This is a genomic window from Curtobacterium sp. MCPF17_021, assembly GCF_003234605.2.
Classification (GTDB): Bacteria; Actinomycetota; Actinomycetes; order Actinomycetales; family Microbacteriaceae; genus Curtobacterium; species Curtobacterium flaccumfaciens.
On record NZ_CP126252.1, the window covers coordinates 2,659,237 to 2,674,267 of the forward strand.

The following is a 15,031-nucleotide window of genomic DNA, read 5'->3' on the forward strand; positions in this document are numbered from 1 at the left end:
GGCCTCCAGGGTGGATCAACCGGCGGCCTGGGACACCTGGTCCTGGGCGGTCTGCAGGGCCGACTTGATGTCGGCCTCGGAGACCTTGGAACCGGTCGCGATCTTGGCGAACATGTCGTTCATCGCCTTGCCGACCGTGGACTCGAACTGGTCCTCGGCGGGCACCAGCGGGAGCGGCTTCGCCTTGTTGTTGTAGATGTCGAGGAACGTCTTCGTCTGCTCGTCCGTGACGGAGTCAGCAGCCTCGGCGAGCACCGGCAGAGCCGAGTACGGCTTGTCCAGCGTCGTCTGCGTGTCCATGCTCGTCATGTACTTGACGAACTTGAGCGCGCCGTCCTTGTTCTTCGTGTTCTTGAAGACCGACAGGTTGATGCCAGCCGGGAACGAGGCGATCTGCTCGCCACCGCTCGGGGCGGGCAGCGCCACGACGCCGTACTCCGACGACTTCATGCCGAGCGATTCGATGGTCGCGTTCGCGTTGTTCTGGTTGAGGATGAACGCGGCCTTCTTCTTCGCGAAGTCCGTGGTGGACTGCGTCGCGTTGTCGTACTGCGCGTTCGACGGGTTGGCGACCTTCGAGTCCTGCATGAGGTCGAGGTAGCGCTTGATGCCGTCGACGTTGGCCTTCGAGGTGAAGGTCGGCTTGCCGTCCTTGTCGAACCACTCGCCACCGTTCTGCGCCGAGTTGATGAACGCGAAGTGCGAGTTCTCGGTGTACGAACCGCCCGCGAGGCTGAAGCCGTAGGTGTCACCCTTGGTCAGCTTCTCGGCGGCCGAGACCATCTCCTCCCACGTGGTGGGCGGGGTGATGCCGGCGTCCGACAGCATCTTCTTGTTGTAGTACAGGCCGTAGGCGAGGCCGTAGAGCGGGACGCTCGTGACCGTCTTGTCGGGCGCGCCACCGGTGGAGAGCGCGACCTTGCCGAACTTGTCCTCGCCGCCGATCGCCTTCATCTCGGCGTCACCGAACTCCTGGAAGGCGCCGGTGGCCTGGAGCGAGGTCGCCCAGGTGTTGCCGATGTTGACGACGTCCGGGCCCTGGCCCGAGGTGACGGCGGTCTGGATCTTGTTCTGCAGGTCGTTCCAGCCGATGACCTGGAGGTCGACCTTGATCCCGGTCTCCTTGGTGAACTTCTTGAGGACGGGGGTCAGCACCTCCTTGTCGTTCTGCAGGGACGTGCCCTGGTTGGACGCCCAGTAGGTGAGCGTCTTCGAGTCGCCGGAGTTGCCGGACGATCCGGAGGAGCAGGCTGCGAGGCCGGACACGGTGAGTGCGGCGGCCGCGGTGATGGCCAGTGCGCGGATGGCAGTGCGCATGACTCTCTACTTTCTCGTCGTTGAGATGGTGCAGGGATGGTGCAGAGGTGGAGCTGGTGCTGCGGATGGTGCTGGTCGGGTGCTGCTGTGGGTTGCGGGCAGCGCCCTGGCGGTCAGGCCAGGGTGCGTTCCGCGGGGTCCCAGCCCTCGGGGAGGGTCGGGGAGGGCGACACGGTGCTCTCGACGAGCACCGCCTCGCCACGTTCTGCCGCCTCGGCGATGGAGACCATCACGTCGAGGACGTGGAAGGCGAGCGCACCGGGGACGCGGTTCTCGTCGCCGGCCCGCAGCGAGCGAGCCAGGTCGACCACGCCGGTGCCGCGCGAGTAGGTGGAGCCGACCGCGGGGATCGTCTCGGGCTCCTCGGAACCGAGGGCGTACAGCTCGGTGTCGCCGTCGAAGTTGTTCGGGTCGGGGAACACGACGGTGCCGGTCTCCCCCGCGATCTCGACGAAGCCGGTGCGGCCGCGGTCGGACTCGAACGAGAAGACGCTCTGCGCGCTGCCGCCGTTCTCGAACTCGATCAGCGCGGAGTGGTTCGTCGGGACGTCCACCGGGAACTCGGTGCCGGCCTTCGGCCCGGAGCCGATGGTGCGGGTGGCGCGGGACTTCGACGCCGTCGCCGTGACCTTCTTCACCGGTCCGAACGCCTGGACGAGGGTGGTGATGTAGTACGGGCCGATGTCGAACAGCGGACCGGCGCCGTACGCGAAGAGGAACTCGGGGCTCGGGTGCCACGACTCGGGTCCGGGGCTCTGGAAGAGCGTCAGGCCGTTCAGAGGGGCGCCGATGCGGCCGTCGCGGATGGTGCGGAGCGCGGTCTGCAGGCCGGCGCCGAGGAACGTGTCCGGGGCGACGCTGACGGTCTTGCCCGCGGCGGCCGCGGCGTCGCGGAGCTCCGCGGCGCTGGCACGGTCGAGGGCGTAGGGCTTCTCGCCCCAGACGTGCTTGCCGGCGGCCAGGGCCTGCAGCGCGACCTCGACGTGGGCGGCCGGGATCGTCAGGTTCACGACGATCTCGATGTCGTCGTCGGCCAGGAGCTCCTCGACGGTGCCCGATCCGGGGACGCCCCACTTCTCGGCCTGCGCGGCGGCGCGCGGCAGGTCGATGTCGGCGATGAAGCGGACCGTCACGTCGGGGAAGACGGTGAGGTTCGACAGGTACTGGTCCGAGATGACCCCGGCGCCGATGACGCCGACCCCGACGGGGCCGGTGCGGGTGGCGCTGTCGGTCGCCGTTGCGGCAGCGGTCGTGGTGTCGGTCATGCGCGGGCCCCCTCGAGGAACGTGTAGGAGTCGGCGACGGCCTGGAAGACGTCACCCTCGTGGTCGTCGAGCTCGACGACGTGCAGTGCGTCGGGCGCCGCGGCGATGATCTCGCGGATCGGCATGATGCCGTTGCCGACGGCGACCTGCTGCTTGTCGTCGTGCGAGCCGTCGCCGTCCTTGACGTGCAGGAACTGGACCTTGTCGCCGTACTTGCCGATGACCGCGACCGGGTCGTCCCCGCCGACCTGCACCCAGTAGGTGTCGAGCTCGAGCACGACGTCGTCGGACAGGGCGTCGGCGAAGACCTCGTACGCGCTGACGCCGTCGATGCGGTTCGAGAACTCGAATGCGTGGTTGTGGTAACCGAGCACCAGGCCGTGGTCGGCGGCGCGCGGGGCGAGGGCACTGAGTTCGCGGGCGATCGCCTCGACGTCCTCGCGGGTGGTCCAGCGGGACTCGTCGATGTGGGGGTCGATGAGGGTCCCGAAGCCGAGGGTGGTGGAGGCGTGGAAGATGCGCTCGAGGTCCTGCTCGCCGGCGTCCAGCAGACGGGCGTGGCCGCTCGGGGCGGCGAGGCCGGCGCCCTGCAGGGCGGCGGCGAGTTCGTCGGCGTTGTCGACGAAGCCGAAGGCCTCGACGTTCGTGTAGCCGATGTCGGCGATGCGCTGCAGGGTGCCGGGCAGATCGGCACTGAGGGCATCGCGGACCGTGTAGAGCTGGACCGAGAGCGGTTGGGTCACCAGGGGTTCTCCTCGTCGAGATGGTGCGGTCGTCACTGACCGATCGTCACACTACGAGCACTTTTGTCGGCGGTCAAGCAGAAGTCCGAGGAATGTCGACGGACTTCATTGCGTGGCGCGAACGATGTGTGCTTCACTCCCCACATGGTCGACTTGAACCGGACGGCAGCGTCGCCTCCGGTCGGGACGAGCGAGCTTTTCCAGATCCTCCGCGACGGCGTGCCGCGCACCAGGGCCGAGCTCGCCGCACTGACAGGACTCGCACGCTCCACCATCGGCGTGCGCCTCGACTCCCTGATCGACATCGGGCTGGTCGGCGCGGTGGACACCGCCGTCTCCACCGGCGGCCGTCCGCCCGCCCAGGTGGCGCTGAAGCCCCGCGCCCGGCTCGTGATCGCCGCCGACCTCGGTGCCTCGCACGGTCGTGTCGCCGTCACCGACCTGGTCGCGGCACCGCTCGCCACCCGCGAGGCCCGGATCGACATCGCCGCCGGTCCGGTGCCGACGCTGTCCTGGCTCGTCGAGACGATCGACGACCTGCTCGCCGAGGTCGGGCGCAGCCGACAGGACGTCATCGCGATCGGCATCGGCGTCCCCGGACCGGTCGAGTTCTCCACGGGCCGCCCGGCCAACCCGCCGATCATGCCCGGTTGGGACGGCTTCGACGTGCCCTCGTGGCTCCGTCAGCACATCGCCGCCCACGTGCTGCTCGACAACGACGTCAACATCGCGGCCCTCGGTGAGCGGGAGCACGGCTGGCCGGACGTCGACCACCTGCTGTTCGTGAAGGTCGCCACCGGCATCGGGTCCGGCATCGTCTCCGAGGGCCGGCTGCAGCGCGGCGCCCAGGGCACCGCGGGTGACATCGGCCACGTGCGGGTCTCCCGCGCCGGCGACGTCCCCTGCCACTGCGGCAACACCGGCTGCCTGGAGGCCGTGGCCTCCGGTCCGGCGATCGCCCGCGCCCTCCGTGCGAAGGGGCACGACGTGCACACGGGTGCGGACGTGATCGACCTGGTGAACCGGTCCGACCTCGACGCGATCTACGCCGTGCGACAGGCCGGTCGGGACATCGGCGAGGTCCTGGCGACCTGCATCTCGCTCATCAACCCGTCCGTCATCGCACTCGGCGGATCGATCACGCAGGCCGGTGAGCACCTGCTCGCCGGCGTCCGCGAGGTCGTCTACTCCCGTTCGATGCCCCTGGCCAGTGAGCACCTCGTCATCGTGCAGTCCCGCGCCGGGTCCCTCGCCGCGCTGCAGGGGGCCGCCGCTCTCGCCATCGGCTACGCCCTCTCCCCCGCCGGGGTCGACGAGCTGGTCGCCTTCGCCGAGGGCCGCGAGCTCGTCTCCTGACGCGCACCCGCGGTCGCGTGAGCGCGTCGGTTTCGGTCTTGCCGGTGGTCGGGGGGACAATCGTCGGGTGACGATCGTGCAGCCCACCCTGTGGGGCGACCTGGACCCCGGTCTGGAGGCCCTTCCCGGGTCGTCCGCGCCGGTCCCGGATGCGCGTGATGCGTTCACCGCCCTGCGCGGCCACACCGAGCGCATCGTCGCGCACTCCTCAGACCGCGTCGCCTGGCTCCGCGCCCGCGCCATGGGCATCACCGCCACCGACGTCGCCCGGCTCGCCTCGCTGCGCGCCGTCGAGGCCGTCGTCACCGAGAAGCGCTACGGCTCCCGGTTCTCCGGCAACGCGTTCACCGAGCACGGCAAGGACCGCGAACCGGTCATCGCCGCCTGGGTGGCCGCCACCCACGGCATCCAGCCCTCGGCACACCTCTTCCACGCCGCCGCGAACCGCGCCCACCTCGCCACCCCGGACGGCGTCGGGGTCGACGAGTCGTCCCGCGTGGTGCTCGCCGAGATCAAGACCACCGGCAAGGCCTGGCGGAGCATCCCCCGGCACTACCTCCGGCAGATCTGGTGGCAGCAGTACGTGCTCGGTGCCGACCGCACCCTGTTCGTCTGGGAACGCCACGACGGGTTCGTGCCGGTCGCCGACGAACCCGAGTGCCGCTGGGTCGACCGCGACGACGACCAGATCCGCGGGCTGGTGCAGCTCGCCGACCTTGTGCTCGACAAGCTCCGCGGTTTCCGCTCCTAGACCTTCACCAGCCGCAGCCTGCTCATCCCGACGACGAGGATGCCGAGCAGCGTGATCGAGACCGCGATCCCGACCACGTAGATCGCGACGACGCCGTAGCCCTGCGCCGGATCGAGGAACGGGTACGGCACCCACCCGTCGGTCGCGCCGCGGACGAGCACCACGGTGGTCCACACGGCCGGGTAGAGCAGGAACCACCACACGTGCCGGAGCAGCAGGCGTGCGCGGTCCGAGAACAGCAGCCAGTCGAGCACCGCGTACACCGGGATGATCTTGTGCACGATGTCGTTCGACCACGGCACCGAGGCCGATACGTTCGCGCCCGTGAGCAGCGTGTTGTAGACGATGCCGGTCGTCGCGATGTACACCGTCGCGGCGCCACGGAGCACCGAGACGGCGAGGTCCGCCCGCTTGCGACGGGCGGCGGCGACGAGCGTCACCGCGAGGGCCACGGCGATGATCAGGTTCGACTGGATCGTGAAGTAGCCGAAGAAGTTCCAGAACGAGTAGGTCGGGGTCTGCGAGCTCTCGAGCCACTGCGCCACGACCGCGACGACGATGGCGATGACGGCGATCAGTCGGAGCGAGTTCACGAGAGTACGCACGGCTCCACGCTATCGGGACACGCGCCCCACATGCGGAAAGGACCCGCACCGTTGCCGGTGCGGGTCCTTCCACGAGTCAGTGGACTCAGATGCTGTTGACGTCCAGCGGGATGCCGGGTCCGAAGGTCGTCGAGACGGCGCCCTTCATGACGTAACGGCCCTTCGAGGACGACGGCTTGAGGCGGTTGATCTCCTCGAGCGCGGTCGAGATGTTCTCGTCGAGCTGCTCCGGCGTGAACGAGGCCTTGCCGACGACGAAGTGCACGTTGGCGTGCTTGTCGACGCGGAACTCGATCTTGCCGCCCTTGATGTCGTTGACGGCCTGCGCCACGTTCGGGGTCACGGTGCCGGTCTTCGGGTTCGGCATGAGGCCACGCGGGCCGAGCACCTTACCGAGACGACCGACCTTGCCCATGAGCTCCGGGGTCGAGACGGCGGAGTCGAACGAGGTGTAGCCCTCGGCGACCTTCGCGATGAGCTCGTCGCCACCGACCTCGTCGGCGCCGGCGGCGATGGCGGCCTCAGCAGCCGCACCCGTCGCGAACACGATGACGCGGGCGGTCTTGCCCGTGCCGTGCGGCAGGATGACCGTGCCGCGGACCATCTGGTCGGCCTTGCGGGGGTCGACGCCGAGCTTCAGCGCGACCTCGACCGTGGAGTCGGTCTTCGAGGAACCGGTCTCCTTGGCCAGGGCGACGGCCTCGGTCGGGGTGTAGAACTTGTCGGCCTCGATCTTCGCGGCCGCGGCCTGGTAGGCCTTGGACTTCTTCGCCATGGTGGTCTCCTTGCGAGATACGTGGTTGGCGAGCCGGCGAGGCTCTCCCACGGAAAGGTGTCTGGTGGTGGGCCGGAGCCCGATCGGTGCTTAGGCCTCGACCGTGATGCCCATCGAGCGTGCGGTGCCGGCGATGATCTTCGCGGCCTGCTCGATGTCGTTGGCGTTCAGGTCGGCCTGCTTGGTCTCGGCGATCTGACGGACCTGGTCCATCGAGATCTTCGCGACCTTGACCGTGTGCGGGGTCGAGGACCCCTTCTGCACACCAGCAGCCTTCTTGATGAGCTCGGCGGCCGGCGGGGTCTTCAGGACGAACGTGAACGAACGGTCCTCGTAGACGGTGATCTCGACCGGCACGACGTTGCCACGCTGCGACTCGGTCGCCGCGTTGTACGCCTTGCAGAACTCCATGATGTTGACGCCGTGCTGACCGAGCGCCGGACCGATCGGGGGGGCCGGGTTGGCGGCTCCCGCGTTGATCTGCAGCTTGATCAGGCCCGTGACCTTCTTCTTCGGTGCCATGACTTGTCTTCCTCCTGGAATCGAACACACGGGGATCCGTGCACTCTCCCGCTGGTCCGGCCGTTCCGGACAGCGGTGAAGGCCCGCTCGCACGAGGCGCGCGGGCCCAAACCCGTTCAGTGTAGTCGATCTCGGTGATCGCTACAGCTGGGTGGTCGTTAGAGCTTGGTGACCTGGTCGAAGCTGAGCTCGACCGGGGTCTCGCGCTCGAACAGCGAGACGAGGACGGTGAGCTTGCCGCTCTCCGGCTTGATCTCGGAGATCGAACCCGGCAGGCCCGCGAACGAGCCTTCCTTGATGGTGATCGTCTCGCCGATCTCGAAGTCGACCTCGGCTGCGGGCTGTGCCTGCAGGCCGCTGCCCTTCGCGCCGCCCTTGGTCGGGGCGGCCTCGGCGACCTGCACCAGGGACTTGAGCATGCCGAACGCCTCGTCGAAACGGAGCGGCGTCGGGTTGTGCGCGTTGCCGACGAAGCCGGTGACGCCCGGGGTGTGCCGGACGACGGACCACGAGTCCTCGTTGAGGTCCATGCGGACGAGCACGTACGAGGGGATCCGGACGCGGGTGACCAGCTTGCGCTGCCCGTTCTTGATCTCGACGACGTCCTCCATCGGGACCTCGACCTGGTAGATGTAGTCCTCCATCGACATCGAGACCATGCGGTTCTCGATGTTCGACTTCACGCGGCGCTCGAAGCCCGCGTAGGAGTGGATGACGTACCACTTGCCCGGCTTCATCCGCAGCTCGGCCTTGAAGGCCTCGTACGGGTCGACCTCGGCGGGCTCGTCGTCCTCGTCCTCGGCGTCGAGTGCCTCGTCGGCGGCGAGCGTCTCGTTCGCCTCGGCGGCGGTCTCGGACTCGAGCTCGACTTCTTCCTCGTCCTCGACGGCTTCGACGGCGGCCTCGGCCTCGTCGGCGGAGTCGATCTCGAGGGCGTCGTCCACGACGGCGTCGGCCTCGGGGTCGCGGGCTTCCTGCAGGGCCGTCAGTGCTTCGTCGAGGCCGGCGTCGACGGTGCCGTCGTCGGGCTCGGAGCTGAGGCCGAGGGACTCGTCGTCGTCGCCCTCGATCGAGATCGCACGCTCTTCAGCGGACTCGACGGAGCGTCCTTCGCCGGTCTCGACGTCGCCTTCCTGGTTCTCCTCGACCTCGGAGGACTGCTCGGCAGCCGTCGCGAGGTCGATGTCATCGCGGGAGTTGTCAGACACAGTCGATTCTTTCCGTTCGGTGGTTCGGGTCGGGTTGGCGTTCGTTCATGGTCACGAGCGACGCCGTCACGATCGACGCCGTCTCGGGCGACCGTACTCCTCGAAAACGACCGCACACGGCAGTCGACGTCAGGGTCAGGCCGTGGGCCCGTTGCCGAAGACGTACCCGACGCCGAGACCGAACACGAAGTCGAGGATCGACACCAGGATCATCATGACGACGACGAACACGAGCACGACGCCCGTGTAGCTGAAGAGTTCCTTGCGGGTCGGCGTGACGACCTTGCGCAGTTCGCCGATCACCTGACGGATGAAGAGCACGATGGCAGCGATGGGCCCGCGGCGCTCGGCCCGGTCCTGCTTCGCCTTGGCGACGACGTCGTCCGCCGTCGTCTCCATGTCTTTGCTCGCCAACTTCTACCCTTCCAGAGTTGCAGGGCGGACAGGACTCGAACCTGCAACCTGCGGTTTTGGAGACCGCTGCTCTACCAATTGAGCCACCGCCCTTCGGACACGGTTCGTCACCGATCCGCGTTCCGGTGGACGAGTCTACGGGAGTCCGTCACACGGTGTCCACTTGGCCCCTTCCACGGCGTGCCGCGCCGGTAGGCTGGGCCCCGTGAGCACCGCAGCCCCAGGCCCCGAGTCCACCGCCCACGTGTCCGTCGACACCCTCGCCACCGCACCGGCCGATCGTCCGCGCATCGCGTCCCGCATCGCGGCCATCGCCGAGTCCGCGACGCTCAAGGTCGACGCGAAGGCCAAGGCGCTCAAGGCCGCCGGCCGTCCGGTGATCTCGTTCGCCGCCGGCGAGCCCGACTTCGCGACCCCGCAGCACGTGGTCGACGCGGCCGTCGCTGCCGCGCAGGACCCGAAGAACCACCGCTACACGCCCGCAACCGGCCTGCCCGAACTCAAGCAGGCCATCGCCGACAAGACCGCCCGGGTGTCCGGCGTCACCGTCGAGCCGTCGCAGGTCATCGTCACGAACGGTGGCAAGCAGGCGGTCTACCAGGCGTTCCAGACCATCGTCGACGCCGGTGACGAGGTCCTGCTGCCCGCGCCGTACTGGACCACCTACCCCGAGGCCATCCGGCTGGCCGGCGGCGAGCCCGTCGAGGTCTTCGCCGGCAGCGACCAGGACTACCTGGTGACGGTCGAGCAGCTCGAGGCCGCCCGCACCCCGGCGACCAAGGCACTGCTGTTCTGCTCGCCGTCGAACCCCACGGGCGCCGTGTACTCCGCCGAGCAGACCCGGGCCATCGGCGAGTGGGCGCTCGAGCACGGCATCTGGGTGATCAGCGACGAGATCTACCAGGACCTGGTCTACGACGGGGTCCGTTTCGCCGGCATCCTGGCCGAGGTCCCTGCCCTCGCCGACACCACGATCCTGGTGAACGGCGTCGCGAAGACCTACGCGATGACCGGCTGGCGCGTCGGGTGGTTCATCGGCCCGGCCGACGCCGTCAAGGCCGCGTCGAACCTGCAGTCGCACCTGTCGTCGAACGTCTCGAACGTGTCGCAGCGCGCCGCCATCGCCGCCCTCACCGGTCCGCAGGAGCCCGTCGCCGCCATGCGCGACGCCTTCGACCGCCGGCGGAAGGCCATCGTGGACGGCCTCAACGCGATCCCGGGCTTCCGCACGCCGACCCCGCAGGGCGCCTTCTACGTCTACCCGGACGTCACCGCACTGCTCGGTCGCGAGTGGGCCGGCACCACCCCGACGACCACGCTCGAGCTGGCAGACCTGATCCTCGAGCACGCCGAGGTCGCGGTCGTGCCGGGTGAGGCCTTCGGCCCCTCCGGCTACCTGCGCCTGTCGTACGCCCTGGGCGACGACGACATCGCCGAGGGCGTCGCGCGGCTGGCGGCGTTCTTCGCGTAGACCTCGGGGGGGGTACAGAACGGGCCACCTCGTCGAGGTGGCCCGTTCTGCGTGCCGGGAGGCCCGTGGCGCGTCGTGCTCGTCCGTCCCGTCGCGCGGACGATCAGCCGAGCAGGTCCCCCACCACGACGGGTTCCGGGACGAGCGAGACACCGAAGCGGTTCAGGACGGTCACCTGCACGAACCGTGCGAGCTCGGCCACCTGCGCGGCCGTGGCCCCGCCGCGGTTCGTGAGCGCGAGGGTGTGCTTGGACGAGATCGCCGCGCGGGAGCCCGGCACCGCGTACCCGCGGTGCACGCCGGCGTGCTCGATGAGCCACGCGGCACTGAGCTTGACGTCGTCGCCCGCGGGCCAGCGGGGCGCATCCGTCGGCAGGGTCTCGGCGAACGCCGGCGAGACGATCGGGTTCGTGAAGAACGACCCGGCGCTCCAGGTGTCGTGGTCATCCCCGTCGAGCACCATGCCCTTCGAGCCACGCAACCGCAGGACCTCGTCGCGGACGGTCGTGGGCGGCACGAGCGCACCGAGCTCGACCCCGAGCGAACCGGCGAGCTGCGCGTACCGCACGGGCACGCCGTGCTCGCCCGCGAGCCCGAGTCGGAACTCGACCGTCAGCACGACACCGCGCCGACCGTGCTTGAGGGTCGACGTGCGGTAGCCGAGCGCCAGCTCGGCTGCCGGGAGCCACGCGCGCTCCCCCGTGGCCGCATCGAGGAACTCGACGCGGGTGAGCACGTCGGCGAGTTCGACCCCGTAGGCGCCGATGTTCTGCACCGGGGACGCACCGACCGTGCCCGGGATGCCGCTGAGGGCCTCCAAGCCGGTCCAGCCGTTCGCGACGGTCGTGGCGACGAACGGGTCCCACGGTTCCCCCGCGGCGACGCGCACGGTGACGCCGTCGGCGTCGCGGTCGGCGTCGACGCCCGTCGTCCGGACCAGCACGACGGTGCCGTCGAAGCCCTGGTCGGCGACCAGCAGGTTGCTGCCGCCGCCGAGGACGAGCCACTCGTGGTCGTCGAAGGCGTCGAGCGCGTGGGCGACGAGCTCGTCGGTCGTCTCGGCCGTGAGCAGCCGGGTGGCGGCCCCGCCGACGCGGAGCGTCGTCAGGTCGGCCAGCACCGGCTCGGACACGGTCAGCGGAACACCACCGTGACCTGCGCCTTGCCGAGCACGGTCTGCCCGGCGGCGGTCACGGTGAGGTCGATGCGCTTCGGCCGGCCGTCCTCGTCGACGGTGCCGACCTTCGCGACGATGCCGACGGTGGCACCCTGCTCCGCGTCGACGACGACGGGGCGCGTGAAGCGGACGCCGTAGCCCGCGACCCAGCCGCTGTCGCCGAGCCACTCGGCGACCGGCTGCACGGCGATGCCCATCGTGAGCATGCCGTGGGCGAGGACACCCGGCAGGCCGACCGAGGCGGCGACGTCGTCGCGGTAGTGGATCGGGTTGAAGTCGCCCGAGGCGCCGGCGTACCGGACGAGCGAGTCGCGCGTGATGTGCACGTCGCGCTCGGCGACGACGGTGCCGACCTCGAGCGCGGTGGCGGGTGCGGCGGTCATGCGTCGTCTCCTCGGACCACGAGGGTGGAGGTCGCCGTGACGACGTGCTCCCCCTCGGCGTCGTTCATGGTGCTCTGGGCGGTGACCATCGCGTTGCCGCCGAGGGTCTTCACGCTGGTGACCGTCAGGGTGGCGGTGAGCTCGTCACCGGCGACGATCGGCCGGTCGTAGGTGAAGGACTGCTCGCCGTGGACGACGCGGGAGAAGTCGATGCCGGCGTCGGGCTCGTTCAGGAGCTGCGCGAGCGTGGCCTCCTGCACGACGACGGCGAACGTCGGGGGTGCGACCACGTCGGCGTACCCGGCGGCACGTGCGGCGTCCGGATCGTGGTGGACGGGGTTGGTCGCGAAGACCGCACGCGAGAACTCGCGCACCTTCTCGCGGCCGACCAGGTAGGGCTGGGCCGGCGGGAACGTCCTGCCGACGAGCTCGGGGTTCACTGACACCACGGCAGTCTACCGAGGCCCGTCCGGGGGCCTGTGATCCATGAGAACGCATCAGCTAGACTGTCTGAGACCGATTCGGGGGAATCGGGGCGTGCCGTGCGGCACGGGTTCGTTCGGGACGGGGAGGGCCGATGGACACCACGACGGAGTTCGCCGTGCACACGGGAGACCGGTGCACCGCCATGGAGGTCGCGGCCGCTGCGCTGCGCCGCACGGGCCACCACGTCGAGTCGACGGGTGGCACGATGACCGCGACGACGGGCAGCCGGACGCTCACGATCCTGCTCGGCGCGCTCGTCCAGCCGGCCCGGGAGTACCGCCGGTACGAGCTGTCGACCGTCGTGGACGGTGCCACCACCACGATCACCCTGCGCCGGGCCGGGCACGGCACGGCCGTGTCGGGCGGCAGCATCGGGGCGAACCGGCGACGGGCCGCCTGGCAGCAGGTCACCGCCGCGGTCGAGGACGCGTTCCGTGCGGCCGGGGTGCTCGCGACGCGGACGGACACCGGCTCCCACCGCACGCAGTAGGCCGCCGGACGGCCTCCGGCGGGTGGCCGCGCGGCGCACCGCCACGGGAGCGGTCACCGGGGACCCGGCCAGCCATCTAGGTTGGGCCCGGGGCCCCGGAAAGGAACCGCCATGAGCATGGAGAGCGCAGCCTGGAGCTCGCTGTACAAGATCTCGTCCGCGCAGGGCGGCAAGCACGGGTTCTCCCGCGCGTCCGTCCGGCGGATCATGACGTTCGCTGTGCCGTACCGGGCGAAGCTGCTGGTCTTCATCGGTCTCTCCGTCGTCGGCGCCTTCCTCGCGGTCGCGACGCCGGTCCTCGCCGGGCAGGTGGTCGACGTCATCGTCGCCCGCGGTGAGGTCGCGACGATCGTTCGGCTGGCCGTGGTCATCGCCCTGGTGGCCGTGGCCGACGCCGCCGTGTCGCTGACGACGCGGTGGTACTCGGCGCGGATCGGCGAGGGCGTGATCCTGGACCTCCGCACCGCCGTCTTCGACCACGTGCAGAAGATGCCCATCGCGTTCTTCACCCGCACCCGGACCGGTGCGCTCGTGAGCCGCCTCAACAACGACGTGATCGGCGCCCAGCAGGCCTTCAGCGGCACGCTGTCCGGCGTGGTCACGAACCTCGTGGCGCTGGTCCTCACCCTGATCGTCATGCTCAGCACCTCGTGGCTCGTGACGGTCCTCGCCGTCGTCATGCTCCCGGTCTTCCTGGTCCCCGCGCGCCGGATGGGGAGCCGTCTCGCCGCCCTGCGCCGCGAGGCCGCCGACCACAACTCCGCGATGAGCACCCAGATGACCGAGCGCTTCTCGGCTCCCGGCGCCACCCTCGTCAAGCTGTTCGGCCGACCCGACGAGGAAGCCGAGGAGTTCCGTGTCCGCGCTGCCCGGGTCCGCGACATCGGGGTCCGGACCGCGATGCTGCAGTTCGTCTTCTTCACCGCGCTCATGCTCGTCTCCGCGCTCGCCCTCGCGCTGGTCTACGGGCTCGGCGGCTTCCTCGCGCTCGCCGGCCGGCTGGACACCGGCGAGGTCGTCACCCTGGCGCTCCTGCTCACTCGGCTGTACGCCCCGCTGACGAGCCTGGCGAACGCCCGGGTCGAGATCATGAGCGCCGTGGTCAGCTTCGAGCGCGTCTTCGAGGTGCTCGACCTCGAACCACTCATCCAGGAGCAGCCCGACGCGGTCACCATCCCCGACGGCCCGGTCTCCGTCGAGTTCGACGACGTCCGGTTCGCGTACCCGTCCGCCGACAAGGTGTCGCTCGCCTCGCTCGAGGAGGTCGCCACGCTCGACACCCGCGGCGGCGAGGAGGTGCTGCACGGCCTGTCGTTCCGGATCGAACCGGGGCAGACCGTCGCCCTGGTCGGCTCGTCCGGGGCCGGCAAGTCCACGGTCGCGCAGCTGCTCTCGCGCCTGTACGACGTCGACAGCGGCGCCGTGCGCCTGGCCGGGACGGACGTCCGCGACGTCACCTTCGCCTCGATGCGGCACACCCTCGGCATGGTGACGCAGGACGGCCACCTGTTCCACGAGACCATCCGCTCCAACCTGCGGTTCGCCCGGCCCGAGGCGTCCGACGACGAGGTGTGGGACGCGGTCCGCCGCGCACGGCTCGAGCCGCTCATCCGGTCCCTCCCCGACCAGCTGGACACCATGGTGGGCGAACGCGGCTACCGGCTCTCCGGGGGCGAGCGCCAGCGCATGACGATCGCCCGGCTCCTGCTCGCCCAGCCGCGCGTCGTCATCCTCGACGAGGCGACGGCGGCACTCGACTCGACGTCCGAGGCAGCGGTGCAGGCAGCGCTCGGCGAGGCGCTCGAGGGGCGGACGGCGATGGTGATCGCGCACCGGCTCTCCACGATCCGCAGCGCGGACGTGATCCTCGTGGTCGAGGACGGCTCGATCGTGGAGCGGGGCACGCACGACGAACTGCTGGCCGCGGGTGGCCGGTACGAGGAGCTGCACCGCACCCAGTTCGCCGCGCAGGAGAACGTCGCGGCCGACGTGCCGGCGGCGGACTGAACGCGCGGCGGGTCGGCCCCGGCAATCGAAGTGGGGCCGGCAACAGAGAAGGCCCCCTGAC

Annotated in this window: 16 protein-coding genes and 1 tRNA gene; 5 read left to right on the forward strand and 12 right to left on the reverse strand. The window is 70.0% G+C overall.

Annotated elements, in window-relative coordinates:
- Window positions 1-15: 15 nt before the first annotated feature.
- From DEJ29_RS12400 to DEJ29_RS12410, 3 genes are all read right to left on the reverse strand, one after another.
- Window positions 16-1,317, reverse strand: a complete 1,302-nt coding sequence (locus DEJ29_RS12400; protein WP_111095137.1) for an ABC transporter substrate-binding protein — start codon at window positions 1,315-1,317, stop codon at window positions 16-18.
- Window positions 1,318-1,430: 113 nt separating this feature from the next.
- On the reverse strand, window positions 1,431-2,582 hold the full coding sequence (locus DEJ29_RS12405) for a Gfo/Idh/MocA family protein (RefSeq protein WP_111095138.1): 1,152 nt from the start codon (window positions 2,580-2,582) through the stop codon (window positions 1,431-1,433).
- Window positions 2,579-3,325, reverse strand: a complete 747-nt coding sequence (locus DEJ29_RS12410; RefSeq protein WP_111095139.1) for a sugar phosphate isomerase/epimerase family protein — start codon at window positions 3,323-3,325, stop codon at window positions 2,579-2,581. Before DEJ29_RS12410 ends, DEJ29_RS12405 begins: the two co-directional genes overlap by 4 nt.
- 144 nt (window positions 3,326-3,469) lie before the next feature.
- Here DEJ29_RS12410 and DEJ29_RS12415 point away from each other — a divergent pair, with 144 nt between their 5' ends.
- Both DEJ29_RS12415 and DEJ29_RS12420 read left to right on the forward strand, forming a co-directional pair.
- Window positions 3,470-4,681, forward strand: coding sequence for an ROK family transcriptional regulator (locus DEJ29_RS12415; RefSeq protein WP_110863395.1), 1,212 nt, complete (start codon window positions 3,470-3,472; stop codon window positions 4,679-4,681).
- Between the two features lie 67 nt (window positions 4,682-4,748).
- A complete protein-coding gene (locus DEJ29_RS12420) occupies window positions 4,749-5,432 on the forward strand; it encodes a YqaJ viral recombinase family protein (RefSeq protein WP_111095140.1) in 684 nt (227 codons plus the stop codon).
- Here DEJ29_RS12420 and DEJ29_RS12425 read toward each other — a convergent pair.
- The 6 genes from DEJ29_RS12425 to DEJ29_RS12450 form a co-directional block, all read right to left on the reverse strand.
- Complete coding sequence (locus DEJ29_RS12425) at window positions 5,429-6,037, reverse strand: Pr6Pr family membrane protein (RefSeq protein ID WP_071406320.1); 609 nt, start codon at window positions 6,035-6,037, stop codon at window positions 5,429-5,431. The genes DEJ29_RS12420 and DEJ29_RS12425 overlap by 4 nt on opposite strands.
- Window positions 6,038-6,122: 85 nt before the next feature.
- The gene (gene rplA / locus DEJ29_RS12430; protein WP_017888639.1) at window positions 6,123-6,812 is read right to left on the reverse strand and encodes a 50S ribosomal protein L1; all 690 of its coding nucleotides are present in this window, start codon (window positions 6,810-6,812) and stop codon (window positions 6,123-6,125) included.
- 90 nt (window positions 6,813-6,902) lie between these two features.
- The gene (rplK, locus tag DEJ29_RS12435; protein ID WP_017888638.1) at window positions 6,903-7,334 is read right to left on the reverse strand and encodes a 50S ribosomal protein L11; all 432 of its coding nucleotides are present in this window, start codon (window positions 7,332-7,334) and stop codon (window positions 6,903-6,905) included.
- 158 nt (window positions 7,335-7,492) lie between these two features.
- Window positions 7,493-8,542 carry a transcription termination/antitermination protein NusG gene (gene nusG, locus DEJ29_RS12440; RefSeq protein WP_110861538.1) on the reverse strand — a complete coding sequence of 350 codons (1,050 nt, stop codon included), beginning with the start codon at window positions 8,540-8,542 and terminating at the stop codon, window positions 7,493-7,495.
- Between the two features lie 135 nt (window positions 8,543-8,677).
- On the reverse strand, window positions 8,678-8,941 hold the full coding sequence (gene secE, locus DEJ29_RS12445; RefSeq protein WP_371830607.1) for a preprotein translocase subunit SecE: 264 nt from the start codon (window positions 8,939-8,941) through the stop codon (window positions 8,678-8,680).
- A gap of 35 nt (window positions 8,942-8,976) precedes the next feature.
- A tRNA-Trp gene (locus tag DEJ29_RS12450) sits at window positions 8,977-9,049 on the reverse strand.
- Window positions 9,050-9,200: 151 nt separating this feature from the next.
- Here DEJ29_RS12450 and DEJ29_RS12455 point away from each other — a divergent pair.
- Complete coding sequence (locus DEJ29_RS12455; RefSeq protein WP_111095142.1) at window positions 9,201-10,427, forward strand: pyridoxal phosphate-dependent aminotransferase; 1,227 nt, start codon at window positions 9,201-9,203, stop codon at window positions 10,425-10,427.
- Window positions 10,428-10,530: 103 nt separating this feature from the next.
- Here DEJ29_RS12455 and DEJ29_RS12460 read toward each other — a convergent pair whose 3' ends face one another.
- From DEJ29_RS12460 to DEJ29_RS12470, 3 genes are read right to left on the reverse strand one after another with little or no spacing between them, the layout of a single operon-like run.
- Window positions 10,531-11,559 (reverse strand): UDP-N-acetylmuramate dehydrogenase, encoded by a 1,029-nt coding sequence (locus DEJ29_RS12460; protein ID WP_110863399.1) that lies wholly within the window; start codon window positions 11,557-11,559, stop codon window positions 10,531-10,533.
- Window positions 11,560-11,561: 2 nt separating this feature from the next.
- The gene (locus DEJ29_RS12465; protein ID WP_111095143.1) at window positions 11,562-11,987 is read right to left on the reverse strand and encodes a MaoC/PaaZ C-terminal domain-containing protein; all 426 of its coding nucleotides are present in this window, start codon (window positions 11,985-11,987) and stop codon (window positions 11,562-11,564) included.
- The gene (locus DEJ29_RS12470) at window positions 11,984-12,433 is read right to left on the reverse strand and encodes an FAS1-like dehydratase domain-containing protein (RefSeq protein ID WP_082047026.1); all 450 of its coding nucleotides are present in this window, start codon (window positions 12,431-12,433) and stop codon (window positions 11,984-11,986) included. The genes DEJ29_RS12465 and DEJ29_RS12470 overlap by 4 nt, the downstream gene beginning before the upstream one ends.
- A gap of 131 nt (window positions 12,434-12,564) precedes the next feature.
- On the opposite strand from DEJ29_RS12470, the gene DEJ29_RS12475 reads away from it, so the two are divergent.
- Window positions 12,565-12,963, forward strand: coding sequence for a hypothetical protein (locus tag DEJ29_RS12475; RefSeq protein ID WP_111095144.1), 399 nt, complete (start codon window positions 12,565-12,567; stop codon window positions 12,961-12,963).
- A 111-nt stretch (window positions 12,964-13,074) separates the two neighbouring features.
- Entirely contained in the window at window positions 13,075-14,970 is a 1,896-nt protein-coding gene (locus DEJ29_RS12480; protein WP_111095145.1) for an ABC transporter ATP-binding protein, read from the forward strand.
- Window positions 14,971-15,031: the final 61 nt, after the last annotated feature.

What these genes read in the sequence shown, in the direction of transcription:
- DEJ29_RS12405 (WP_111095138.1), bottom strand. Translation starts at nt 2,582, where the DNA reads ATGACCGACACCACGACCGCTGCCGCAACGGCGACCGACAGCGCCACC.
- DEJ29_RS12465 (WP_111095143.1), bottom strand. Translation starts at nt 11,987, where the DNA reads ATGACCGCCGCACCCGCCACCGCGCTCGAGGTCGGCACCGTCGTCGCC.
- DEJ29_RS12415 (WP_110863395.1), top strand. Translation starts at nt 3,470, where the DNA reads ATGGTCGACTTGAACCGGACGGCAGCGTCGCCTCCGGTCGGGACGAGC.
- secE (WP_371830607.1), bottom strand. Translation starts at nt 8,941, where the DNA reads ATGGAGACGACGGCGGACGACGTCGTCGCCAAGGCGAAGCAGGACCGG.
- rplA (WP_017888639.1), bottom strand. Translation starts at nt 6,812, where the DNA reads ATGGCGAAGAAGTCCAAGGCCTACCAGGCCGCGGCCGCGAAGATCGAG.
- rplK (WP_017888638.1), bottom strand. Translation starts at nt 7,334, where the DNA reads ATGGCACCGAAGAAGAAGGTCACGGGCCTGATCAAGCTGCAGATCAAC.
- DEJ29_RS12400 (WP_111095137.1), bottom strand. Translation starts at nt 1,317, where the DNA reads ATGCGCACTGCCATCCGCGCACTGGCCATCACCGCGGCCGCCGCACTC.
- DEJ29_RS12475 (WP_111095144.1), top strand. Translation starts at nt 12,565, where the DNA reads ATGGACACCACGACGGAGTTCGCCGTGCACACGGGAGACCGGTGCACC.
- DEJ29_RS12480 (WP_111095145.1), top strand. Translation starts at nt 13,075, where the DNA reads ATGAGCATGGAGAGCGCAGCCTGGAGCTCGCTGTACAAGATCTCGTCC.